20 protein-coding genes, 1 pseudogene and 1 other annotated feature are annotated in these 23,863 nt (G+C 67.9%); of the genes and pseudogenes, 11 read left to right on the forward strand and 10 right to left on the reverse strand.

Going from position 1 to position 23,863, the window contains the following annotated elements; genetic code table 11:
* Nucleotides 1–4: 4 nt before the first annotated feature.
* From EV657_RS07090 to EV657_RS21860, 3 genes are read right to left on the reverse strand one after another with little or no spacing between them, the layout of a single operon-like run.
* A complete protein-coding gene (locus EV657_RS07090) occupies nt 5–1,702 on the reverse strand; it encodes a magnesium chelatase subunit D (protein ID WP_166673674.1) in 1,698 nt (565 codons plus the stop codon).
* The gene (bchI, locus tag EV657_RS07095; protein WP_075787260.1) at nt 1,695–2,708 is read right to left on the reverse strand and encodes a magnesium chelatase ATPase subunit I; all 1,014 of its coding nucleotides are present in this window, start codon (nt 2,706–2,708) and stop codon (nt 1,695–1,697) included. Before bchI ends, EV657_RS07090 begins: the two co-directional genes overlap by 8 nt.
* Nucleotides 2,705–3,550 carry a hypothetical protein gene (locus EV657_RS21860; protein ID WP_075787259.1) on the reverse strand — a complete coding sequence of 282 codons (846 nt, stop codon included), beginning with the start codon at nt 3,548–3,550 and terminating at the stop codon, nt 2,705–2,707. Before EV657_RS21860 ends, bchI begins: the two co-directional genes overlap by 4 nt.
* Before the next feature lie 131 nt (nt 3,551–3,681).
* On the opposite strand from EV657_RS21860, the gene EV657_RS07105 reads away from it, so the two are divergent.
* The 3 genes from EV657_RS07105 to tspO are packed head-to-tail and all read left to right on the forward strand — an operon-like array spanning nt 3,682 to nt 6,786.
* Nucleotides 3,682–5,238, forward strand: coding sequence for a phytoene desaturase (locus tag EV657_RS07105; protein WP_134077491.1), 1,557 nt, complete (start codon nt 3,682–3,684; stop codon nt 5,236–5,238).
* Nucleotide 5,239: 1 nt separating this feature from the next.
* Nucleotides 5,240–6,295: a 15-cis-phytoene synthase gene (gene crtB / locus EV657_RS07110; RefSeq protein WP_113668119.1), complete on the forward strand. Its 1,056-nt coding sequence runs from the start codon at nt 5,240–5,242 to the stop codon at nt 6,293–6,295.
* 8 nt (nt 6,296–6,303) lie between these two features.
* Nucleotides 6,304–6,786: a tryptophan-rich sensory protein TspO gene (gene tspO, locus EV657_RS07115; RefSeq protein WP_337248258.1), complete on the forward strand. Its 483-nt coding sequence runs from the start codon at nt 6,304–6,306 to the stop codon at nt 6,784–6,786.
* Between the two features lie 95 nt (nt 6,787–6,881).
* On the opposite strand, the gene EV657_RS07120 is transcribed toward tspO, so the two are convergent.
* The gene (locus tag EV657_RS07120) at nt 6,882–8,108 is read right to left on the reverse strand and encodes an FAD-dependent monooxygenase (RefSeq protein WP_134077492.1); all 1,227 of its coding nucleotides are present in this window, start codon (nt 8,106–8,108) and stop codon (nt 6,882–6,884) included.
* Between the two features lie 89 nt (nt 8,109–8,197).
* Between EV657_RS07120 and EV657_RS07125 the strand changes: the two genes are divergently transcribed.
* From EV657_RS07125 to EV657_RS07140, 4 genes are all read left to right on the forward strand, one after another.
* Nucleotides 8,198–9,529: an amidase gene (locus tag EV657_RS07125; RefSeq protein WP_134077493.1), complete on the forward strand. Its 1,332-nt coding sequence runs from the start codon at nt 8,198–8,200 to the stop codon at nt 9,527–9,529.
* 139 nt (nt 9,530–9,668) lie between these two features.
* Entirely contained in the window at nt 9,669–10,850 is a 1,182-nt protein-coding gene (locus EV657_RS07130) for an aminotransferase class I/II-fold pyridoxal phosphate-dependent enzyme (protein WP_134077494.1), read from the forward strand.
* A gap of 12 nt (nt 10,851–10,862) precedes the next feature.
* Nucleotides 10,863–13,628, forward strand: coding sequence for a DNA translocase FtsK (locus EV657_RS07135; protein ID WP_134077495.1), 2,766 nt, complete (start codon nt 10,863–10,865; stop codon nt 13,626–13,628).
* Nucleotides 13,629–13,697: 69 nt separating this feature from the next.
* Complete coding sequence (locus EV657_RS07140; RefSeq protein ID WP_113668116.1) at nt 13,698–14,300, forward strand: LolA family protein; 603 nt, start codon at nt 13,698–13,700, stop codon at nt 14,298–14,300.
* 56 nt (nt 14,301–14,356) lie between these two features.
* On the opposite strand, the gene EV657_RS07145 is transcribed toward EV657_RS07140, so the two are convergent.
* Together EV657_RS07145 and EV657_RS07150 are read right to left on the reverse strand one after the other, a co-directional pair.
* The gene (locus tag EV657_RS07145) at nt 14,357–14,929 is read right to left on the reverse strand and encodes a transglycosylase SLT domain-containing protein (protein WP_075787252.1); all 573 of its coding nucleotides are present in this window, start codon (nt 14,927–14,929) and stop codon (nt 14,357–14,359) included.
* A 110-nt stretch (nt 14,930–15,039) separates the two neighbouring features.
* Nucleotides 15,040–15,921 (reverse strand): AEC family transporter, encoded by an 882-nt coding sequence (locus tag EV657_RS07150; RefSeq protein WP_134077496.1) that lies wholly within the window; start codon nt 15,919–15,921, stop codon nt 15,040–15,042.
* 84 nt (nt 15,922–16,005) lie between these two features.
* On the opposite strand from EV657_RS07150, the gene hspQ reads away from it, so the two are divergent.
* Nucleotides 16,006–16,332 (forward strand): heat shock protein HspQ, encoded by a 327-nt coding sequence (hspQ, locus tag EV657_RS07155; protein WP_134077497.1) that lies wholly within the window; start codon nt 16,006–16,008, stop codon nt 16,330–16,332.
* 16 nt (nt 16,333–16,348) lie between these two features.
* Here the strand turns inward: hspQ and EV657_RS07160 are convergent, their stop codons facing one another.
* The 3 genes from EV657_RS07160 to EV657_RS07170 form a co-directional block, all read right to left on the reverse strand.
* The gene (locus EV657_RS07160) at nt 16,349–17,929 is read right to left on the reverse strand and encodes a gamma-glutamyltransferase family protein (RefSeq protein ID WP_134077498.1); all 1,581 of its coding nucleotides are present in this window, start codon (nt 17,927–17,929) and stop codon (nt 16,349–16,351) included.
* 924 nt (nt 17,930–18,853) lie between these two features.
* Entirely contained in the window at nt 18,854–19,363 is a 510-nt protein-coding gene (locus tag EV657_RS07165) for an ATP-binding protein (protein WP_134077499.1), read from the reverse strand.
* Nucleotides 19,360–19,704: an STAS domain-containing protein gene (locus tag EV657_RS07170; RefSeq protein ID WP_075787248.1), complete on the reverse strand. Its 345-nt coding sequence runs from the start codon at nt 19,702–19,704 to the stop codon at nt 19,360–19,362. Before EV657_RS07170 ends, EV657_RS07165 begins: the two co-directional genes overlap by 4 nt.
* 92 nt (nt 19,705–19,796) lie before the next feature.
* Between EV657_RS07170 and EV657_RS07175 the strand changes: the two genes are divergently transcribed.
* The 3 genes and pseudogenes from EV657_RS07175 to EV657_RS07185 all read left to right on the forward strand — a co-directional run bounded on the left by EV657_RS07175 (nt 19,797) and on the right by EV657_RS07185 (nt 22,613).
* A complete protein-coding gene (locus tag EV657_RS07175) occupies nt 19,797–20,969 on the forward strand; it encodes an acetyl-CoA C-acyltransferase (protein ID WP_134077500.1) in 1,173 nt (390 codons plus the stop codon).
* Between the two features lie 123 nt (nt 20,970–21,092).
* A pseudogene (locus tag EV657_RS07180) lies at nt 21,093–22,286 on the forward strand (IS3 family transposase).
* Nucleotides 21,341–21,457: a sequence feature (AL1L pseudoknot), on the forward strand. Its footprint overlaps the pseudogene before it by 117 nt.
* Before the next feature lie 51 nt (nt 22,287–22,337).
* Nucleotides 22,338–22,613, forward strand: coding sequence for a hypothetical protein (locus EV657_RS07185; protein WP_134077501.1), 276 nt, complete (start codon nt 22,338–22,340; stop codon nt 22,611–22,613).
* 241 nt (nt 22,614–22,854) lie between these two features.
* Here EV657_RS07185 and EV657_RS07190 read toward each other — a convergent pair whose 3' ends face one another.
* Nucleotides 22,855–23,784, reverse strand: a complete 930-nt coding sequence (locus EV657_RS07190) for an HNH endonuclease (protein WP_113670584.1) — start codon at nt 23,782–23,784, stop codon at nt 22,855–22,857.
* Between the last annotated feature and the right edge of the window lie 79 nt (nt 23,785–23,863).

Below are 23,863 nucleotides of genomic sequence, written 5' to 3' on the forward strand. Positions count from 1 at the left end.
TCCCTCAGGCGTCGAGAGCGGCCGATACGGCGGTCGAGAGCCGGTTGGCGTCGGCTCTCGGCAGGGGGATGTAGGGCGCCCCCAGCGTGTCGGCCAGCGCCTTCAGTGACCGTTCGGGCCGCTGGCCCATGTCGATCACCATGGCCGGATAGCCGTTGGCGCGGATCGCGGTCGCCATTCGCGTCGCATCCTCGGCCGCCATCGTCCGGTTCGCGGTGCCGTCGAGCGCGATATTCGCCCGCCCGTCGGTCAGCAGCGCGACCGTCGGCGTCATGCCCCGCCCCTTGGACTGGATCGCCAGTTCCAGAGCGGTCTTCAGCCCGGCGGCCAGCGGCGTGCCGCCCCCGCCCGGAAGCGCCGCGAGCCGCCGCTTGGTCTGCACCAGCGACCGCGTCGGCGGCAGCAGCAGTTCCGCCGCCTCGCCCCGGAACGCGACCAGCGCGACATGGTCGCGCCGGGCATAGGCCTCGGCCAGCAGCAGTTCGACCGCGCCCTTGGCCTCGGCCAGACGGGTCATCGCCGCAGAGCCCGAGGCATCGACCACGAAGATCAGGAGCCGGTCGGACTTCTCTTCGAAGCGCTTGATGCGGAAGTCGTCGGTGCGGATGTGCAGCGACCGCTCGAAGCTCGATTCCCGCTTGCGGATGGTCTGCCAGGGCGCGGCGGCCCGCAGCGTCGAGATCACGTCGAGCCGCGCGCCGGTATCCAGCCGCCCGCGCCGGGCCGGGATCGGCCGGCCGCGCCGGTTGCCCTTGCGCTTGGCGCCGGCGCCCGAAATGCCGCCGCCCGCGCGCTGGGCCTTCTTCGCGGCAAGGTTCGCCAGCAGGTCCGCAGGCAGCGTCGCCTTGGCGGCCTCCAGCAGGATGTCCTGCAGCGGCAGGTCGTCCAGCGACTGCGCCTCGCCTTCGTTCTGGTCCTTGTCGCCCTGCTCGGGCTCGGGCGGGGGCGGGTCGTCCTGCGGCGGCTGGTCGTCCTCGGCCGGTTCTTCGGGGAATTGCGTCGCGCGGGGCGCCAGCACCAGCTGGACGGCGGCGGTCAGATCGTCCTGATCGACCGCGTCATTGCCCGCCAGCGCCGCCAGCGCCTTGGCGGCCTTCAGCGCCAGCATCGGCGCGCGCAGCGAGTCGATGCCCAGCCGCACCGCCAGCACGGTCAGGTCTTCCAGCACCTTGTCGCCCGCGCGGACGCCCGGCAGCCGGGCGCGGGCAGCGGCCAGCGCGTCGGTATCCATCGCGATCCGCTCGGTCTGGCCCCAGGGCAGGGTGTCGAGATCGAGATGCAGCGCCAGCCGGTCGGTCAGCGCCTCGGGCAGGGTTTCCTGCGGCTCGGCGCCCTCGTCCATCGCGATCAGGCAATGGCCGGTGCCCTGATCCATCGCCCCGGCCAGCCGCGCGGCCAGCCCGGGCTGGGTCCGTTCGGCCATCGGCAGCACGAGGATCGCGGGCTCGGCCAGAATGCCCGCCCGTTCGACCAGCTTGCCCGAGGACAGCGTGGCCGTCAGGTCGATGCCGCCGAACAGCTGTTCGTCGCCAATGGAAGGATGCAGGCGCTTGAGGGGCAGGGGCAGGGCCGGCAGGGCCTCGATCACCCGGTCGCGCACCGGCCCCGACCGGGCGCGGAGCCACAGGCCCCCCAGCCCGGCCGGATCGACGGCCAGTGCGTTCAGGCCGATCTCGACCCGGGTCCAGATGCCGTCAGGCAGACTCACCCAGCACCTCCTCGACCACGCGGCCCACGCGGGTGGTGGACCCGGCCTCGTCCAGCGGATCGCGGCGCAGGCGATGGCGCAGCGCCGAGGGCGCGACCTGGCGCACATGCGCCCGGGTCACCGCGTCGGCCCCCTCGAAGGCCGCCAGCGCGCGCGACGCCTTCAGCAGCGTCAGCTCGCCCCTGAGCCCGTCGGAGCCCAGTGCCAGGCACAGCTCGGCGCAGTCGCGCAACACGGACTCGTCGCTGGCCATGGTCTTGAGATGGCCACGGGCGGCCACGATCCGGTCGCGCAGCTCGGCATCGGCGGGGCGCCATTTCTCCATGAAGCCCTCATAGTCCATCTCGTAGGTGTCGCGGCGGCGGATCACCTCGATCCGGGTGTCGATGTCCTTGGGCGAGGTCACCTCGACCGACAGGCCGAAGCGGTCCAGAAGCTGCGGGCGCAGCTCGCCCTCTTCGGGGTTGCCGGACCCGACGAGCACGAAGCGCGCCGGGTGCCGGATCGACAGACCTTCCCGTTCCACCACGTTTTCGCCCGACTGGGCGACGTCGAGCAGCAGGTCGACGATATGGTCCTCCAGCAGGTTGACCTCGTCGATATAGAGATATCCGCGGTTCGCCCGCGCCAGCAGGCCGGGCTCGAACGCCTTCTCGCCATTGGTCAGCGCCTTCTCGATGTCGAGCGCGCCTACCACCCGGTCCTCGGTCACGCCCAGCGGCAGGTCGACCACCGGGGTCGGCCGCGTGACGATCTCGGTCGAGGTCAGGTGTGCCCAGTCCGGGCACCGGTCCAGCGAGGGCGAGTTGACCGGGCAGCTCGCGACCGCGTGGATCGGCGGCAGCAGGGCGGCCAGCGCGCGCACGGCCGTCGATTTGCCGGTTCCGCGGTCGCCGAACACCAGAACGCCTCCGATCCCCGGGTCGATCGCCGTGAGGATCATCGCCTGCTTCATCTCCTCCTGGCCGACGATGGCGGAGAAGGGAAAGGGTTGAGTCATGCGGTCACTTTCGATTTCTTGGGTCCCCGGGATTTCTTGGGGGCCTTCGTGGGCTTCGCGGGTTTCTCGGCCGCGGGTTCCTTGGCGGCCGGAGCTTCGGTCGCCGGCGGGGCAGCCGGGGCCGGGGCAGCCGGTTTGGCGTCGGACTTCAGCAGGGCCATCGGGCTTCCGCCCTCCCACGTACCCTCTTCCTCAAGGATTTTGAAGCGGGCATAGAGGTCTTCCTTGAACCAGTGATCGCCATAGGCGGCCCGGATCGCGTGGCCATGCGGGGTCTCGCCATGGGCAAAGCCCGCCATCGTGCCGGCGCCCTTCCACAGCGAGAAGGTGACCTGCTGCACCCAGGGCACCTCGGCCATGCCCATGTGGAAGACGCAGGTCGGGTCGGCCGCGACCTCTTTCTGGATCTGCGGCACGTGCTTCCAGAACTGCAGCGCGATGGGCAGCTTGACGGTGGCGCGGGTCAGCACGGCCAGCGGGCCCGGTTCGGCCTTTTCGGTGACCTTCAGCGGCTCGACGCCGGACCACATGCCGCGGGCCGAGGTGGGGGACAGGTAGATCGTGTAGGCCTCGCAGGAATGATCGCGCAGCGTCCGGTGGGTGATCGAGCCCTTCAGGCCCGCCTTGGCGGTCGCCATGTCGGGCCAGACACAGAGAATCGCGTTGACGTTGACGTTGGGGCGGGGATTGAACCCCTCATCCGAGCCGGTGCCCAGAAGCTTGAAGAATTCCAGCCCCGGAACGGTCTTCAAGGCGTAGCGGCCGCGGGCCATCTGGCTCAGCGCCTCGAGGCGCGAAGCCCAATTGTCATAACGAAAAAAGCTGATGGTGACGACTTGCATATGCGACTCTCCTAAACGGCTGTCGGTCATCTTCTGGGCTCTTCGGGGTGCGACCGCAAGGAACCTGCCGCCCCCGGCGCGTATCCGGTAGAAGCATTGTAAACTAAACTAGACAGGTTTAACCTAGCGACATGATGACACGAGTCGATCCCGCCCTGGCGGATGAAGCCGTTCGGGCCAAACGCCCGCACGCCGTTGTAATCGGAGCCGGGTTGGGCGGGCTGGCCGCAGCCATGCGTCTGGGCGCCAAGGGATATTCCGTCACCGTCGTCGACAAGCTCGACGTGCCCGGCGGGCGCGGATCGGCGATCTGGCAGGACGGCCACCGCTTCGATCTGGGGCCGACCATCGTCACCGTGCCGCAGGTCTTCCGCGACCTTTGGTCCGCCTGCGGGCGCGATTTCGACAAGGACGTCACGCTGGTCCCGATGGACCCGTTCTACGAGATCGTCTTCCCCGATGGCGAGCGCTTCCGTGCCCGGCAGGACACCGAACAGATGCGGGCCGAAGTGGCGCGGCTCTCGCCCGGCGATCTGGCGGGCTATGACCAGTTCCTGAAGGACAGCGAGAAACGCTACTGGTTCGGTTTCGAGGGGCTCGGCCGCCGCCCGATGAACGAGTGGAAGGAGCTGGCCAAGGTCCTGCACACCTTCGGGATGCTGCGCGCCGACCGTTCGGTCTATGCCCATGCCGCGAGCCGGGTGAAGGACGAACGACTGCGCATGGCGCTGTCGTTCCATCCGCTGTTCATCGGCGGCGATCCGTTCAACGTCACTTCGATGTACATCCTTGTCAGCCATCTCGAGAAGGAATTCGGGGTGCATTACGCGATGGGCGGCGTTGCCGCGATCGCCAAGGCCATGGCGGGCGTCATCGAGGATCAGGGCGGCGTGCTGCGGATGCAGACCGAGGTCGACGAGATCCTGGTCAAGAAGCACAAGGCGGCCGGGGTCAAGCTGGCCTCGGGCGAGGTCCTCGATGCCGATGTGGTCGTCTCGAACGCCGACTCGGGCTTCACCTACAGCCACCTGCTGCGCAACACCCGCCGCTGGCGCTGGACCGACGAGAGTCTGGCCAAGAAGCGGTGGTCGATGGGCCTGTTCGTCTGGTATTTCGGCACGAAGGGCACCCGCGGCATGTGGAAGGACGTGGGCCATCACACCGTGCTGAACGGGCCGCGCTACAAGGGCCTGGTGAAGGACATCTTCTTCAAGCCCGAAGAGCTGGCCGACGACATGAGCCTTTACATCCACCGGCCCAGCGTCACCGACCCGACCGCCGCGCCCGAGGGCGACGACACCTTCTATGCGCTGTCGCCGGTGCCGAACCTGCATGCCGATCACCCGGTCGACTGGACGGCCAATGCCGAACGCTATCGCAAGATGGTGCTGAACTTCATGGAAGAAAAGCTGATGCCGGGGCTCGGGCAGCATGTCTCGACCAGCCTCGTCTTCACGCCGAACAGCTTCCAGGCGCGGTATCTGTCGCCCTTCGGCGCCGGGTTCTCGCTGGAGCCCCGGATCTTCCAGAGCGCCAATTTCCGTCCGCACAACATCAGCGAAGAGGTCGAGGGCCTGTATCTGGTGGGCGCGGGCACCCATCCCGGCGCGGGCCTGCCCAGCGTCGTCACCTCGGCCGAGGTGATGGCCAAGCTCGTGCCGGATGCGGATCGTGTCGCGGCGGGCTGAGATGATCGACCCGGCGGATCTGAAGCATTGCGAGGACTCGATCCGCACCGGGTCCTACTCGTTCCATGCCGCCTCGAAACTGCTGCCGGCCCGGGTCCGCGACCCGGCGCTGGCGCTTTACGCCTTCTGCCGGCTGACCGACGATGCGGTCGATCTGACCCATGACAAGTCGGCGGCCGTGCTGATGCTGGGCGAGCGGCTGGACCTGATCTATCGCGGTCAGCCCCGGAACGCGCCCTGCGACCGGGCCTTCGCGGCGGTGGTCGACGAGTTCGAGATGCCGCGCACCCTGCCCGAGGCGCTGCTGGAGGGCATGGCCTGGGACGCGATGGGGCGGCGCTATGAAACGCTGTCGGGGGTCTACGACTATTCGGCGCGCGTCGCGGCGGCGGTCGGCGTGATGATGGCGGTGCTGATGCGGGTCCGCGATCCGCATGCGCTGGCACGGGCTTGCGATCTGGGTGTCGCGATGCAACTGACCAACATCGCCCGCGATGTGGGCGAGGACGCGGCCGAGGGCCGGGTCTACCTGCCGCTGCAGTGGATGACCGAGGTCGGGCTCGACGTCGACGAGTTCCTGGCCCGGCCCCAGCCCTCGCCCAGCATCCGCCGCCTGACCCAGAAGCTGCTGGCCGATGCCAACCGGCTTTACTTCCGGTCCGAGCCGGGCCTTGCCGAGTTGCCCTTCTCGTGCCGTCCCGGGATCTTCGCCGCGCGTCATATCTATGCCGCCATCGGGCGCGAGGTGCGCCGGGCCGATTACGACAACATCACCCGCCGTGCCTATACCAGCAAGGGCCAGAAGCTTGGCTGGCTGATCTGGTCGGCGGCGCAGGCGATGGTGGCCAGTGTCATGCCGCGATCTGCGGTGCTGTATGGCAAGCCGCTGCCCGAATGCGCCTATCTGGTCGAGGCGACGGCAACCCGGCGGCCGTCCGACAACCCCTGGGGCGAGGGCCGCGCGGGCGAGATCATCGCGATTCTGGCCCAGCTCGAGGCCCGGGAACGTGCGAGACGCGGTGCCACATTGGAACAATATCGCCGCGAGGCTATTTAAGATCCATGATGATCGATTGGCCCCTCTTCGGAATATTCCTCGCCACCACCTATGCGGCTGGCGCAACCGGTGCATTCTTCTCGCCTGACGGCTGGTATGACCGCATCGACAAACCCAATTGGACCCCGCCGAACTGGCTCTTTCCGGTGGCGTGGTTCGTGCTTTACATCTGCATGGCCTATGCCGCGACGCGCGTCGCGATCTCGGGCAGCCCGCTGCTTGTCTATGCGCTGGCGATCTGGGGCTTGCAGGTCGCCTTCAATACGCTTTGGTCGCCGGTCTTCTTCGGCCTGCACCGGCTGGGCGCCGCTTTGGTCGTGCTCTGCGGCATGTGGCTGTCGGTTCTGGCCATGGCAATTTCGTTCTGGCGGGTCGACATGGTCGCGGGGCTGCTGATTGCCCCCTATGTGGTCTGGACCAGCTATGCCTGGGCGCTGAACTTCTCGATCTGGCGGCGCAATCGCGGCGCGGCACAGCCCGCAGGCGCCTGAGCCGCAAGTCCTGCTGCAAACCCTATCGAGCGACAAACGAAACGCCCGGCCGAATGGCCGGGCGATTTCGTTCGGGAACGCTGAAAGACCGGCTTCTAAAGCGGCCGACCGGTCATCAGCCGGGGCAGGGCGCCGGTCAGCCCGGCCGCCTCGCGGATAAAGCGGCGGCGCAGTCCGGGCAGCGCCGCAACCGCGCCAAGACCCAGATCGCGGCCCAGCCGCAGCAGCGGATTGTCGTTCGAAAAGAGCGCGTTCACCGTATCGGTCCCGGCCGCCATCAGGGTCGCGTCGAAGCGCCGCCAGGTCTGGTAGCGTTCAAGGACGTCGATGGCGCCGATATCCTCGCCCCGCCGTTTCGCCCCGACCAGCACCTCGGCCAGGGCGCCCACGTCGCGCAGCCCGAGGTTCAGGCCCTGCCCGGCGATGGGATGCACCCCGTGTGCCGCGTCGCCCAGAAGCGCCAGTCGGGGCGCGCAGAAGGCATCGGCCAGCGTCAGGCTCAGCGGATAGGTGAACCGCTCGCCTTCCAGCCGGATCTCGCCCAGAAAGTCGCCGAAGCGGGGGCGCAGCACCTCGAGATAGGCCGCGTCGTCCAGCGCCTGGATCGCGGCGGCCTGGGCGTGACGCTCGCTCCAGACGATGGAACTGCGGTTGCCGGGCAGCGGCAGGATCGCCAGCGGCCCCGGCGGCATGAAGAACTGATGCGCGGTGCCGTTATGCGGGTGCTCGTGGGCGATGGCGCAAACCAGCGCGGTCTGGCCGTACTCATGGCCCGTTCGGCGGATACCCGCACGCTGGGCGGTGCCCGACCGGCGCCCGTCGCAGCCGACCAGCACGCGGCCGCGCAGCCGCCGCCCCGAGGCCAGCGTCACCGCGATGCCGGTCGCGTCGGTCTCTTGCGCGATCACCGTTTCGCCCGACAGGGTTGTGATCCGGGGCTCGGTGTCCAGCGCGTCCAGCATGGCCTGGCGCAGGTAGCGGTCCTCGATCATGTGGCCCATCGGGCCTTCCTCGATCTCGCCATGGTGGAAGTCGAGGAAGAAGGGCGCAGCCCCTTCGCCCGCGCGCCCGTCCGAGGCGACGATCTCGAGGATCGGCTGGCTGCGATGGACGAGCCCGGGCCAGACCCCGATGGCCGACAGCAGCCGGGTCGAGCCCAGGGCCAGCGCATAGGACCGGCCGTCGAAGCGGTCGCCGGACCGGTCGGCTCGGGGCAGGGCGTCGATCACCGTGACGGAAAGCCCGGCGCGGGCCAGCGCAAGCGCAAGCGCCGGGCCGTTCAGCCCGCCGCCGACGATCAGGATCTCGGAATCGTAGGTCATGGCGTGAATATGGCGGTCCGCCCGGGATTGTCCATAAGCCCCGGCCCCGCTAGCCTCGCGCGCAGGTTTTTGGACGGTGGAGGCCGGGTATGGTGCAGAACTGGTTGGGAATGAGTGCAGGCGATCTGGGCCGCGGGATCGAGACAGGCAAGATCGACCCGGTGGACCTGACCGCGACCTTCCTCGACGAGATTGCGGGCCATCCGCTGCGCGACCGGATCTATGCCCGCACCACCCGCGCGCGCGCGCTGTCCGAGGCCGAGGCCGCGCGCGGCCGGGCGCGGGCCGGGCTCAGGCTCGGGCCGCTCGACGGGGTGCCGATCTCGTGGAAGGACCTGTTCGACAGCGCGGGCACCGCGACCGAGGCCGGGGCGGCGCTGTTGCAGGGCCGGGTGCCCGACCGCGATGCCGAGGTGCTGGCCGCGGCGACTGCGGGCGGTCTGGTCTGCCTGGGCAAGACCCATATGACCGAACTGGCCTTTTCAGGGCTGGGCCTGAACCCGGTGACGGCGACGCCGCCCTGCATCAACGACCCCAAGGGCGCGCCGGGCGGATCGTCCTCGGGGGCGGCGGCCTCGGTCGCCTTCGGGCTGGCGGCGGGCGCGATCGGGTCCGATACCGGGGGCTCGGTGCGCATCCCGGCGGTCTGGAACGATCTGGTGGGGCTCAAGACCACCTCGGGGCGGGTCTCGCTGAAGGGCGTGGTGCCGCTCTGCCCGAAATTCGACACGGTCGGGCCGCTGACGCGGACCGTCGAGGATGCGGCCCTGCTGCTGGCCGCGCTGGAAGGGGGCCGACCGGCCGATCTGTCCGAGCCGAGCCTGAAGGGCACACAGTTCCTGGTGCTGGAGACGGTCGCGCTTGACGGGCTGCGCGATGCGCCCCGGGCGGGGTTCAACCATGCCATCGGGCGGCTTGCCGAAGAGGGCGCGACCATTGTCCGGGGGCAGGCGCCCGAGGTGGCCGAAGCGCTGGCGCTGGCGGGCGTGCTGTTCGCGACCGAGGCCTACGGAACCTGGCGCACGATGATCGAGGCCGAGCCCGAAAAGATGTACCCGCCGGTGCTGGACCGGTTCCGGGGCGGCAAGGCCTTTTCGGGGGCCGACTATGTCGCCGCCTGGCAATTGCTCGACCGGTTGCGGGCGACCTGGACCGCGCGGATCGCGGGATATGACGCGGTGCTGCTGCCGACCTGTCCGATCCTGCCGCCCAATGTCGACCGGCTGCTGGCCGATTCCGAGTTCTTCATGGCCGAGAACCTGCTGGCGCTGCGCAACACCCGGATCGGCAACCTGATGGGCAGCGCGGTGCTGACCCTGCCGACCGGCGTGCCGTCCACGGGGATCTCGTTCCTGGGGCTGCCGATGTCGGAAGAGCGGCTGCTGCGGATCGGCGCGGCGGCGGAACGCGCCCTGACCTAAATGCCACAACTTCGCCCGGCACCGGGTTGACCGCGCCGGGCTTTCTGGACCCCGGCGCGGCGAAGGTCTATCGTGAGGCACAATCGGAGCGCCCTGACGACTCCGAACCGAGGCAGTACGACAGACAAGATTGGGGTCCATGACCTTTCCCGAGCGGTTCTCGAACCTTCCGGACTACGCGTTCCCGCGACTCAGGCGTCTTCTGGATGTGCATGAGCCCGGCGGCGTGCCGGTGCACATGACCATCGGCGAGCCGAGGCACGCCTTTCCCGACTGGGTCGCCGACATCGTCGCCGAGCATGCCCATGACTTTGGCAAGTATCCTCCGAACGAGGGCACACCTGAACTGCGCGCGGCCATCGCGGGCTGGGTCGGCCGCCGTTACGGCGTGGCGCTCGATCCCGAAACCCAGATCACCACGCTGAACGGCACCCGCGAGGGGCTGTTCAATGCAGCCCTCGCGCTGTGCCCCGAGACGAAAGCGGGCGCCCGGCCGGTCATCCTGACGCCGAACCCGTTCTATCAGGTCTATGCCGTGGCCGCGCTGGCAGTGGCGGCCGATCCGGTCTATGTGCCCGCGACCGCCGAAACCGGCTTTCTGCCCGATTTCGCCGCGCTGCCGCCCGAGGTGCTGGACCGCGTTGCCATCGCCTATCTCTGCTCGCCCTCGAATCCGCAGGGCGCGGTGGCCGACCGTGACTACTGGGCCGACCTGATCCGGCTGGCCGAAAAGCACGATTTCCGGATCTTCGCCGACGAGTGCTATTCCGAGATCTATCGTGACACCCCGCCCACGGGGGCGCTGACCGTCGCGCAGGAGCTTGGGGCCGATCCGGAACGGGTGGTGACGTTCCATTCGCTTTCGAAACGGTCGAACCTGCCGGGGCTGCGGTCCGGGTTCGCCGCCGGCGGGCCGGAAAGCCTGCGCCGGATCAAGCAGTTGCGGTCCTATGCCGGGGCGCCGCTGCCGCTGCCGCTGCAACGGGCGGCCGAACGGCTCTGGGCCGAGGAGGTCCATGTCGAGGCGAGCCGGGCGCAATATGTGCGCAAATACGCCCGCGCCGACGAGATCCTCGGCGATGTGCCGGGCTACCGGCCGCCCGAGGCCGGGTTCTTTCTGTGGCTGCCGGTCGCCGATGGCGAAACGGCGGCGCTGAGGCTCTGGCGCGAGACGGGGGTGCGGGTTCTGCCCGGCGCCTATCTCTCGCGCGAGGTCGATGGCGCCAATCCGGGTGCGGGCTTTGTCCGCGTGGCCATGGTGGCGCCCGAGGATGAAATGGCGGCGGCGCTGGTCCGGTTGCGCGACTGTCTGTACGGTTGAGGGGGCAAGGGCATGGCTTCTTATCAGATGAAACGGCGCGAACCCCTGCTTGACCAGACCACCCAGGCCGCCATCGAGCGGCGGGGCAAGGAGCTTCTGGGCATCGGTCTGATGCTGCTGGCGGCGCTTTTGGCGATGACGCTGGGCAGCTACGTGACCGACGACCCGAGCTGGCTGTCGGCGACCGATGCCCCGGCGCAGAACCTTCTGGGCCGGTTCGGCGCCTCGATCGCCTCGCCGATCTACATCGTCGTGGGCTATGGCGGCTGGGCGCTGGTCGCGGTGCCCGCGGCCTGGGGTGTCCGGCTCGCTGCCCATTGGGGCGAGGACCGGGCGCTGTCGCGGGTGATTTTCGCGCCCTTCCTGGTCTGTCTGGCCTCGGTCTATACGGCGACCCATGTGCCGACGCCCGAATGGACCCACAGCTTCGGCATGGGCGGGCTGTTCGGCGATACCGTGCTGGGCGCGGTGCTGGGGCTTGTGCCGATCGACACCATCGTCGGACTCAAGCTTGTGTCGGCGCTGGTCTGGCTGGGCGCGCTGGCGCTGGGGCTGTTCGTTATGGGCGTCGACCGGGACGAGCTGCGTCGGTTCGGGCGCGGCGTTCTGCTGGGCCTGATCCTCAGCTATGATGCGCTGCGCGGCGCCACCGGGCGCGGTCTGCGCGGTGCCCTGCATGGCGCGGTGCGCTATGGCGAGGGGGTGCAGGCGCGCCGTTCGTCCCGGGCCGACCCCGTCGCCCCGGACTACGACGACGGGGACGATTATGACGACGCCGAGGAGGCGCCCGCCCGGGGCGGCCTGTTCTCGCGGCTGCCGGTCTTTCGCCGCCGGGCCGATCCCGATCTGATCGATGACGAGGACGAGGACGGTCCGGCGATGACGCCTGCCGCCGAAGAACGCATCCGGGCGCGGATTGCCGACGTGATCCGGTCGCGCGCGACCCGCAGCGCGCCGGTGCCGACGGGCTTCCGCCCCGAGCCGCCGGTGGTGCGCAGCGCCGCGCTGACCGTGCCGCAGGCGCCCGCGCCGGGGGCCAGGATCGACGTGCCCGAGATCGATGCCTTCGAGGACGAGGATGGGTTCGACGCGCCCTACGAGGCGCCTTACGAGGCTGTGCCTCAGCCCGCCCAGCCGCCGCGCCCCTCGATCCCGGTGGTCGAGCCGCGCAAGCTGGTCGAGCAGCCGCCGCGCAAGTCGGTCCTGCCCTCGCGGCGTGCCCGCGACGAGGCCCAGCCGGGCCTGCAATTCGACGATTCGGAAGACGGCTATCAGCACCCGCCGCTGTCGCTCCTGACCAATCCCGACACCATCGAGCGGCATTACCTCAGCGAAGAGGCGCTGGAAGAGAATGCCCGCATGCTGGAAAACGTGCTGGACGATTACGGCGTGAAGGGCGAGATCGTCTCGGTCCGGCCCGGCCCCGTCGTCACTATGTACGAGCTGGAACCGGCGCCGGGTCTCAAGGCCAGCCGGGTCATCGGCCTGGCCGACGACATCGCGCGCAGCATGTCGGCGCTGTCGGCGCGGGTCTCGACCGTGCCGGGGCGCAGCGTGATCGGGATCGAGCTGCCCAATGCCCGCCGCGAGAAGGTGGTGCTGCGCGAGATCCTGTCGGCGCGCGATTTCGGCGACAGCGCGCAGCGCCTGCCGCTGGCGCTGGGCAAGGATATCGGCGGCGATCCGGTCGTCGCGAACCTGGCCAAGATGCCCCACCTGCTGATCGCGGGGACCACCGGGTCGGGCAAGTCCGTTGCCATCAACACCATGATCCTGTCGCTTCTCTACAAGCTGACGCCCGACGAATGCCGGCTGATCATGATCGACCCCAAGATGCTGGAACTGTCGGTCTATGACGGCATCCCGCATCTGTTGTCCCCGGTCGTCACCGACCCCAAGAAGGCCGTCGTCGCGCTGAAATGGGTCGTGGGCGAGATGGAGGAACGCTATCGCAAGATGTCCAAGATGGGCGTGCGCAACATCGAGGGCTATAACGGCCGGGTGCGCGACGCGATGGCCAAGGGCGAGATGTTCAAGCGCACGGTGCAGACCGGCTTTGACGACGAGACCGGCGAGCCCGTCTTCGAGACCGAGGAATTCCTGCCCAAGACGCTGCCCTATATCGTCGTCATCGTCGACGAGATGGCCGACCTGATGATGGTCGCGGGCAAGGAGATCGAGGCCTGCATCCAGCGGCTGGCGCAGATGGCGCGGGCCTCGGGCATCCACCTGATCATGGCGACCCAGCGGCCCTCGGTCGACGTCATCACCGGCACGATCAAGGCCAACTTCCCGACCCGGATCAGCTTTCAGGTGACCGGCAAGATCGACAGCCGCACCATTCTGGGCGAACAGGGGGCCGAACAGCTGCTGGGCATGGGCGACATGCTGTACATGGCCGGCGGCGGGCGCATCTCGCGCGTGCACGGCCCCTTTGTCAGCGACGAGGAAGTCGAGGAGATCGTCAACTACCTCAAGACCTTCGGCCCGCCCGATTACGTGGGCGGCGTGGTCGAGGGACCGGACGAGGACAAGGAAAGCGACATCGACCTGGTGCTGGGGCTGGGCGGCAATACCGACAGCGAGGACGCGCTGTACGATCAGGCCGTGGCGATCGTCATCAAGGACCGCAAATGCTCGACCTCCTATATCCAGCGCAAGCTGGCCATCGGCTACAACAAGGCCGCACGGTTGGTCGAGCAGATGGAGGATCAGGGCGTGGTCAGTGCCGCCAACCACGTGGGCAAGCGCGAGATCCTCGTGCCGGAACAGGCGTGAGCGGCGGGTCGCCCATTCGTGACGGCCGGGCAGGTGAAATGCCCGGTCCGCGGCGCTAGATTGGCAGCCATGAAACCGTTTCGTCTTTCCCTGGCCCTCGCGGCCCTGCTGGCGGGCACGCCTGCTCTGGCGGACCCGATCCCGCTGTCCTCTCTGTCGGCCTACCTGAACAGCTTCCAGACCGCGCAGGCCGATTTCACCCAGATCAACGCCGACGGCTCGATCTCGACCGGTGTGCTGTCGATCCGGCGCCCCGGCCGGGCCCGGTTCGAATACGCTCCGCCCGACAAGGCACTGGTGATGGCGGGCGGCGGGCAGGTCGCGGTCTTCGACGAGAAATCCAACCAGCCGCCCGAACAGTATCCGCTGAAGCGGACGCCCCTGAACCTGATCCTCGAGCGTCAGGTCGATCTGGGCCGCGCCCGGATGGTTGTGGGGCATGAAGAGGACGGCAGTTCGACCCGCGTCGTCGCGCAGGACCCCGAGCATCCCGAATACGGCACCATCACACTGGTCTTCACCAACGAGCCGATCGAGCTGCGGCAATGGATCGTCACCGACGAGACCGGCAGCCAGACCACCGTGGTTCTGGGAGAGCTGAAGACCGGGATGCCGCTGGGGGCCCGGCTTTTCAACATCATCCAGGAAACCAACGACCGCATGCGGCACTGACCCCCGCGCCGTGCCCGGGACCCGGCTCGGTCCGGGCCCCGGGCACGGCGCGGGGCTCAGCGGCTGCAGGTGATGAGTTGCGCGTAATAAAGCTGCGCCCGGTCCTCGACCCGGTTCGCCACCGCCATCAGCCAGGCCTTGCTGCGATAGCTGCTGCGGGCATACCCGGCATGGCCTTCGTGATAGGCCAGATACTGGTTGCGCGCGTCGCTGAGCGGGATGCCGAGCTTCGTGCGGGACTCGGCCATGTACCAGCCCATGAAATCGGTGGCGTCGTTGATGTCGTCCCGCCGCGCCCCGCGATTGGAGGTGCTGGTGCGGTACATGTCCCAGGTGCCGTCGATGGCCTGGGCGTAGCCATAGGCCGAGCTTTGCCGCCCCATCGGAATGATGCCCAGCACGAAGCGATGGGGGGTCCGGGCATCGCCCACGAACTTGCTTTCCTGATGGATCACCGCCATCTGGACCGGCACCGGAACGCCCCAGCGGCGTTCGCTGCGTTCCATTGCGCGCATGTATTGGGGCCGCTCGCGCGCGATGGCGCAGGCGTCTTCCACATTGCGCGGCGGAGATTTGTCACCGCATGCCGCCAGAAAAAGGCATGCGGCGATGAGAAGGAACCTGCCCATCTGCCTCTCGTTGACCTGTATCGACTGCCGTTTTTTGTCTTGTTTGGAACCATCATAGGCGAAATCGGCGCCGGGGGAAACGCCCAAGCTGCGCCCGCGCGGCGGGCCGCCTAGATCAGGAAAGCCAGCGTCAGCGGGAACGCCACCACCGACATCAGGGTCGAGACGACAACCAGCCCCGCCACGGCCTCGGCATCGGCGCCGTATTTCTCGGCCAGAAGGTAAGAGGTCACCGCGACCGGGGTCGAGATCTGCAGCACCAGCACCGCCAGCGCCACCCGGTCGAGCCCGAACCACAGCCCCACCAGCGCCGCGACGCCCAGGCAGATCGCCAGCTTGACGAGGCTCAGCCAGACCGCGCGGGGCAGGTGGCCCGGATGCAGCCGGCCGATGGCCACCCCCATGGTGATCAGCATCAGCGGAATGGCCATCTGCCCGATCAGGCTCAGCGCGTTGGTCAGGAAGGTCGGCGTCTGCCAGCCCTGCCACAGGAACAGCCCGCCCAGAACCGTGGCCCAGACCAGCGGCTCTTTCAGCACCTTCAGGGGCGAGCCGCCGCCCGAAACCAGCCAGACCCCGAAGGTGAAGGAATAGATCGCCATGACCGCGAAGACGACGACCGCATAATCGAAGCCGCGCTCGCCGAAGGCGAACAGCGCCAGCGGCAGGCCCATATTGCCGGTATTGCCGAAGATGATCGGCGCCAGATAGGTGCGCCGGTCCAGCCGCGCCAGCCGCACTGTGCCGAAACACAGAAGCGTCACCCCGCCATAGGCCGCCGCCGCGGCCAGCGACAGCGCGGTCAGCGCCTGCGGCTCGATCTGGGTCTTCATCAGCGCGGTGAAGATCAGGCAGGGAACCGACAGCGTCATCGCGAGTTGGGTGACGAACTGGACCCGGTATTCGTTTCCGAGCCGGACCCAAAGATATCCTACCCCGGCCAGAAGGAATACCGGGGCGACAATCTCGAGGACCGTAAGTATAAGGTTCACAGAGTGTTTCCCCAGGGAGCGTGGTGCCGCATGGACAAGGGTATGCCTCCGGGATTAGTGTTCGAAGTCGGGGGTTCCAACGGCATGCTTAAAGCGCACGCGAAATATCATCTGGGTCAAGTGGTCCGTCACCGGAAGCATCCGTTTCGTGGCGTGGTCTTTGACGTGGATGCGATGTTCTCGAATACTGAAGACTGGTATGCCGCGATTCCCGAGGAAAGCCGCCCCTCGAAGGACCAGCCGTTCTATCACCTGCTGGCCGAGAACGATCACAGCTATTACGTGGCCTACGTGTCCGAGCAGAACCTCGTGGCCGACGAGACCGGCGAGCCGGTCGATCACCCGGACCTGTCGGATCTGTTCGGCGAGTTCGAGGACGGCCAGTATCCGCTGCAGTTCCAGTTGAACTGACCGCCTCCATTCCGCTTCAGTAGCCCAGCGCGCAGCCGTCCTTGCGCGGGTCGGATGCGCCTTGCAGAACGCCGGTCTCGTCGTCGATCAGGATCGCCTGCGCCCCGCCGATGGCCGAGGGCGGGGTGACCACCGCATGCCCCTTGGCGGCCAGCGCCGCGCGCACGTCCTCGGCATAGCCGCGTTCGACCAGCAGCTCGCCCTGATCGGCAAAGCTGCGGGGCGCGTCCAGCGCCTGCTGCGGATGCATCCCGTAATCGACGATATTGGTCAGGACCCGGGCATGGCCGTTCGGCTGATAGGCCCCGCCCATCACCCCGAAGGGCATGATGACCTTGTCGTCCTTCTTCAGCATCGCCGGAATGATCGTGTGCATCGGCCGCTTGCCGCCCGCGGCCTCGTTCGGATGGCCCTCGGTCAGGCTGAAGCCCGCGCCCCGGTTCTGGAAGTTGATGCCGAACTTGGTCGAGGCCAACCCCGAGCCGAAGCTGTGGAAGATCGAATAGATCAGCGACACCGCCATCCGGTCGCGGTCGACCACGGTGATGTAGATGGTTTCCTTGTGAACCGATTCCGACAGCTGCGCGGGGCTTGCCATCGCCCGGTCGGGGTCGATCAGCGCGGCCAGCTTTGCCGCCGTTTCGGGGGCCAGCATGTGGTCGAGCCGGGTCATGTGGGCGGGGTCCGCGACAAAGCGGTTCCGCGCGTCATAGGCCAGCTTGGCGGCCTCGGCCTCGAGATGGGCGCGCTCGGCCCCGAGCGGGTCCATCGACGGCAGGTCGAAATTCGCCAGAATGTTCGCCATCAGGATCGCGGTCGCGCCCTGACCGTTCGGCGGATGCTCGACCAGCTCGACGCCCTTGTAGCTGCCGCTGACCGGTGTGCCGTAATCGCAGGCGGTGGCGGCGAAATCCTCCAGCGTATGGGGGCCGCCCAGCGCGGTCAGCGAGGCCACCATGTCCTCGGCCACCTCACCCTCATAGAACCCCGCGCGTCCGTCCATCGCGATGCGGCGCAACACCTCGGCCTGTTTCGGGGCGCGGAAGACCTGTCCCGGTTTCGGCGCGGCGCCGTCCAGCAGGTAGAAGTCGCGCGCGGCGCCCTTCAGGTGATCTGCGGCGCGGCCCCAGTCGAAGGCGGTGCGGGGCGCGACCGGCACGCCCGCTTCGGCATAGTGGATGGCGGGGGCGAGGCTCGCCTTCAGCCCGATCCGGCCCCAGTCCTTCGACAACCGGCAGAAGGCGTCGATGGCGCCGGGCACCGTGACCGCGTCGGCAGCATCCGTGGGCATGACGGTCAGCCCCCGGTCGCGGAGGCTGGCGGCCTCAAGCCCCTTGGGCGCCCGGCCCGAGCCGTTCAGCGCGACGATTCCGTTTTCGCCCGCAGGCTTGACCAGCACGAAGCAGTCGCCGCCGATCCCGGTCATCTGCGGCTCGCAGATCCCCAGCAGCACCGCCCCCGCGATGGCGGCATCGACCGCATTGCCGCCTGCCTCGAGCATCTGCACCGCGACCTTGGCGGCCAGCGGATGGGAGGTCGCGCACATCCCGTTGGTCGCAAACACCGCCGAGCGACCCGGCAACTGGAAATCGCGCATGAAACCCTCCCGCACCAATCCCGAACCCGGGGCAGGGTAGAACCTGCCGTCCACAATTCCAATGGCGAAAGCGCGGACCCATCGCCCGGGCAGGAAGCGGGGCCGATGCGGCGGGCCATGCGCGGGTTTCTGAGGCTCCGGTGGCGCTTTTCGTTTTTCCAGAGGGGGCCGGCCGGGTTGCCGGTTCATTGGGGTGCCACCGGTTCCGTCCTCCGGGCCATCGGCCCGCCGCAGGGCGCCCCGCCGGGTTACCGCCCTGGCCAGAGGCTCTGGCCGTGGCGGGGAAAGGCGCGTCCTGCCGACTGCAGGCCGACGTCTCGGCAAAGGCGACTTGAGACGGCTTCCGGGGGGCGGGCTCTGGCGTTCTGGCGGCCTTTCCGGGTCATCGTGGACCGCCGGATCGTTCCCTGGCTGGCGGTCCGCGGCTGCTTCCGGCCCGAACGCCTGAGGGTAGGGGGCGGTTCGTGGGATTTGGCGTGCGGATGGCACGCGAGCGTTCTCCGGGGGAGGGGTATGGCATCTGGGGCGTTCTGGCCAGACCCGAGGCATCCGAGACCCGAGGCATCCGAGCGCGTGTATCAGAACCCTGATCGGGCGGTGCTACCCGCCGCGAATGGTTCGGGGCCGCCGGGAAAGCCCGTTCGGTTTGGGCGACCTTTGGTATCATGCGGGAAAGATGGCAGCCGACCCCGCCCCCGCGCGGCTGCCGCCACACGCCGCCCGTGGCGGTGCCCTCCTGACAGCTCAGGCCTAGAAATCGCGAAACATGTCCTGGGGGAGGGAAGCCTCGGCGCCACGCCCTGGGTGGGGGCTGATATGGAGCGTGACGCCGAGGGAAGCCATTTGCAGCTACCCTTACGTTATCGCCTCGGATCTGGGCGCGCTCGGGGAGCTTTCAGGGTTTTTTTGCGGCTCGCGTCGGGTCTAGGGCTCTTCGCAGAGCGGCACCGAAAAGGTCAGCCGGTTCTGGTTCGCCTGCCGTGTATAGTCGAGGTTCCGGGCAAAGGCCCGGATCAGGAACCAGCCGAATCCGCCTTCAGGGGCGTCGTCGGCCAGAATATCCGGTCCCGGCATCCTGCCATCGGGCAGGCTTTCGCCGGGCATCGGGCGGCCGTAGTCGCGAACGTCGACCTGCAACCAGACCCCTTCGCGGGCAAGCCGCAATTCAATCGGGCCGTCCCGGTCGCGGGCATAGGCATGTTCGACGATATTGTTCAGGACCTCCGCCAGCACGGTTTCGGCCATGCCGAGCGTCCCGTCTGCGGTGATTGACGATCCGAACCGCGCGCGCATCTCTTTCAGGGCCGCCCGCACGCCCAGCGGAGTCGCCTCGATGATCAGCGGGGGGCGGGTCTCGACGGGGGCGCCGACCGACGCATCCTCTGCAGAGTTGGATGCATCCGCTTCCCCATCGGGCGCGCGCGACAGGGTCATGCGATCGTTTGCCTTTCGGGGAAGGCGCTTTCGTGGGTGTCGTGAATGGTGAAGACGCGGTCCATCCGCGTCAGCCGGAACACCTTGTCGACATTGGGCGTGAGATTGCACAGCTCCAGCTGGCGGCCCGCGCCGATCAGCTTCATCACCGCGACGACGGCGCCAAGGCCGCTACTGTCCAGGAATTCGACATTGCGCAGGTCCAGCACGACCCGTGCGGGTCCGTCCGCCGCCTGTTCGCGGACCGCCTCCTTGAAGCGGATGGCGACCGCGGAATCGATCCTTTCCTCGTCGACGACAACATGAACAGCGTCGCCGCGCAGCTGGGATTGCAGTTTCATGCCGTCCTGACTCCTGCTTACACCTCGTCGAGGCTAGACGCCATTCCTTACCATTCGGTAAGTGTACGTTGGGAAATGGACGGGAGGATGGCATGGACGAGGTGGTAATCTGCGGGGCCGCGCGCACCCCGATGGGCGGCTTCCAGGGCGCCTTCGCGGCGCTCGATGCGCCTGGTCTGGGCGGTGCCGCGATCCGCGGGGCACTTGACGGCGCCGGGGTCGACACGGTGGACGAGCTGCTGATGGGCTGCGTGCTCCCGGCGGGCCAGGGCCAGGCTCCGGCGCGGCAGGCGGGGTTCCGGGCCGGGCTGGGCGAGGAGGTGCCCGCGACCACACTCAACAAGATGTGCGGCTCGGGCATGATGACGGCGATGATCGCCCATGACCGGCTGGCGCTGGGGGCGGCCCGCATCCTCTGCGCGGGCGGCATGGAAAGCATGACCAACACCCCCTATCTGTTGCCCGCGATGCGCGGCGGCGCCCGGATCGGCCATGGCCGCGCGGTCGATCACATGTTCCTCGACGGGCTCGAGGATGCCTATGACAAGGGCCGCCTGATGGGCACCTTCGCCGAGGACTGCGCCGAGGCTTTCCAGTTCACCCGCGAGGCGCAGGACGACTATGCTCTGGGCTCGCTTTCGAACGCGCTGGCGGCACAGGCCTCGGGCGCCTTCGCGGCCGAGATCGTTCCGGTCACGGTCGCCGGGCGCAAGGGCGAGACGGTGGTGCGCGAGGACGAACAGCCCGGCCTTGCCCGCCCCGAAAGGATCCCGCAGCTGAAACCCGCCTTCCGCAAGGACGGCACCGTCACCCCGGCCAACGCCTCCTCGATCTCGGACGGCGCGGCCGCGCTGATCCTCGCGACCCGTGTCGAGGCCGAGGCCCGCGGCCTGCCGGTCCGGGCCAGGATCCTCGGCCATGCCAGCCATGCCCAGGCGCCGGGCTGGTTCACGACTGCCCCGGTGCCCGCCGCCCGCAAGCTGCTGGACCGCATCGGCTGGTCGGTCGGCGATGTCGATCTCTGGGAGGTGAACGAGGCCTTTGCCGTGGTGCCGATGGCCTTCATGCGCGAACTCGACATCCCGCGCGAGCGGATGAACGTCAATGGCGGCGCCTGCGCGCTCGGCCATCCGATCGGCGCCTCGGGGGCGCGCATCCTCGTCACCTTGCTGAACGCGCTCGAAACGCGCGGGCTCCGGCGCGGCGTCGCTGCGATCTGCATCGGCGGCGGCGAAGGCACGGCGATGGCCATTGAGCGCGCCTGACCCTTCTTCTTGGCCGAAATACCCCGTGGAGCCGTCTTGAACCGCTCCGGTTTTGCCGGAGGCTCCAACTCCAGAGCAAGGTGGAGCATCATGAGCTAGACGACGAACGAGTTTTCTCCGGAAATGCGTGAACGTGCGGTGCGGTTGGCCCTGGACAATGAGGGTCAGCATGGATCGCGGCGGCAGGCGGTCATGTCAATTTCGGCGAAGATCGGCTGTGCGCCGCAGACCCTGAACGATTGGGTCAAGACGGCCGAGGTTGATGGCGGCAAGCGGTCGGGCGTCTCCAGCGAGGTGGCTGAGCGGATGAGGGCCCTGGAACGGGAGAACCGCGATCTGCGTCAGGCGAACGAGATCCTGCGCAAGGCGTCAGCGTATTTTGCGATGGCGGAACTCGACCGCCGGTCGAAGGGATGGTGGGTTTCATCGACGCGCACCGGGATGCGCACGGGGTCGAGCCGATCTGCGACGTGCTGCCGATCGCCCCATCCACCTGCCATGATCATCTGGCGACGCGGGCTGATCCAGCTCGCCTGTCGGACCGCGCCCGCCTCGATGAAGCCCTGCGCCCGAGATCCGCAGTGTTCTTGAAGAGAACTGGCGCGTCTACGGCGGGCGCAAGATCTGGCACCAGCTGCGCCGCGAGGGCTTCGATGTCGCCCGCTGCACGGTCGCGCGGCTGATGAAGAGCATGGGTATTCAAGGCATTATCAGGGGCAAGCCGCATCGAACGACGATCCCCGACAAGAAGGCGCCGTGTCCGCTGGACAAGGTGAACCGCCAGTTCCGTGTTCCGGCACCGAACATGCCGTTGGTGTCGGATTTCACATATGTCGCCACTTGGAAGGGTTTCGTCTAAGTCGCCTTCGTCATCGATGCCTATGCTCGCAAGATCATTGGCTGGCGCGTCGGCAGATCGGCGCATGTTGGGTTCGTTCTCGATGCCCTGGAACAGGCGGTGCATGATCGCCGCCCCGGAAAGGGCATGGGGCTGGTTCACCACAGCGACAGGGGCTCCAATACCTGTCTATTCGCCACACTGAGCGCTTGGCGGAGGCCGGTATCGAACCCTCGGTGGGCAGCGTCGGCGACAGGTACGACAACGCCTTGGCCGAGACGGTCAATGGCCTGTTCAAGGCTGAGATCATCCGCCGCCGCGGCCCATGGCGCAGCTTGGAAGCCGTGGAATACGCGACGCTCAAATGGGTGGACTGGTTCAACAACCGCCGTCTTCTCGAGCCCATCGGGAACATCCCGCCCGCAGAAGCCGAGGCCAACCTCTATGCAGCTCTGGAAACCGAAGCCATGACCGCGTAACCAACGTCAATCAGCCTCCGCCAAACCCGGAGCGGTTCGCTTGCGAGAGCGTTGAATATCAGCACGGATGCCCTGGTATTCGGCGAGTTCTATGAGATGACGGAGAGGGCGGCCCACCGAGCCGCCTTTGACGGGGTCATCAAGCTTCTGCGCGACCTCAAGTCGGACCCGGAGCTTTCAAGAACCTTTGCCGAACTCGAGCCCGGTTCCGATGCGTTCTCGGACTTCACTATGCGCGTTGCGCTTGACCGAGCCGACGACGTCCACCGGCAATTCGTTGGGCGGCACTTCCGCATTTTGCCCGCGACAACGACCATCAAGCGTTAAGTCTCAGCTTGACGATCCCTGCAAGCTCCCATTGATATCATTGGATTTTTTACTGCACCTTTGGGTGTTTTGCGGCGTTTCCGGCCCAAATCGGCCCAATCGGTATCGAGCCGTGTGAACCAATCCCATTGCAACCTACTGAAAAAGATTGCTATTTTTCCGCCCGGTGATCAGATGATCTGAACCGCGTCAGCGGCCGGGGCAGCGCCCCCTCAAAAAACCAGCGCCCCCTCAAACAACCTCAGTCCCAGGGCGCCGGGCCGTCCGCCAGAACCTGGCCGAAAACGTTCTCCCGATGCCAGCGCAGATTGGCGGGATGGGGCAGGTTCCGCGGGTCGGCCGGGCGGATCAGCCGGCCCTCGGGGCGGATCAGCCGCGCGACCACATCGCCCGGAACCTTGTTGCGCGACACCAGGATCGTCTCGCCATCCTCGGCGACCGAAACTAGCCCGCGGTCGAACATCCAGTGCAGCGTGCCCGACAGCGCGAGCCCGTTGCGCACCCAGTCGCTGCCCTGCCGCTCGACCGGCCGGATATGCGCCGCCTGGACCTCGGGCCGTCCGCCACCATTGCGCAGGCGAAGCCCCGACATCGCACAGCGGTAATCATAGGCGTCGCGGACCTTGCGCCGGAAGGCCACGTCCCGATAGGGGCGGCGGGTCAGGCGCTCCAACACCGGGCGCGCAAAGGCGGCGGCGGGCTCGGCCAGCCCGTCCCCCGATCCCGGCGGATCGTAGCGGGTCTCTTCGAGCCGCTCCAGATCTTGCGGCAGGCCCAGATCCACGATCCGGGCGAACTCGGCCTCGGGCAGGCGGCGCACCGCCAGTTGCGTGGCGCCGCCCGGCTTGGGCCGCCCGTCCGGTCCGGCCAGTGCCGATTCAAGCGGCCGCCCGTCCAGAAGGCGCGGCACCGCGCGGTCGAACTCCAGAAAGCTGCCCGGGGCGATCAGCGCCAGAAACCGCCCCTCGGCGCCGGGCTTCGGGATCACCCGCTCGATCTTCGCCACCGCGAAATACCCGCGAGGCCCGGCCCTGACGGGCTCGTAATAGACGATCCAGTCGCCGACCGCCGCCTGCATCGCCTTCAGATAGGGGCGCGGGAAATCGTAGACGACGTCCGGTTCGTCCTCGTAGATCGAGTCCGCCTTGTGGAGAAGAACGAGCCTGGCCATGGGGCCAGGAAAGCACCGCTGCGGCAAAACGCAAGAGGGCGCGGACGCGGCGGACTGTCCGGGGGCGCAGGCAAGAAGG

Source organism: Rhodovulum visakhapatnamense, from assembly GCF_004365965.1.
Classification (GTDB): domain Bacteria; phylum Pseudomonadota; class Alphaproteobacteria; order Rhodobacterales; family Rhodobacteraceae; genus Rhodovulum; species Rhodovulum visakhapatnamense.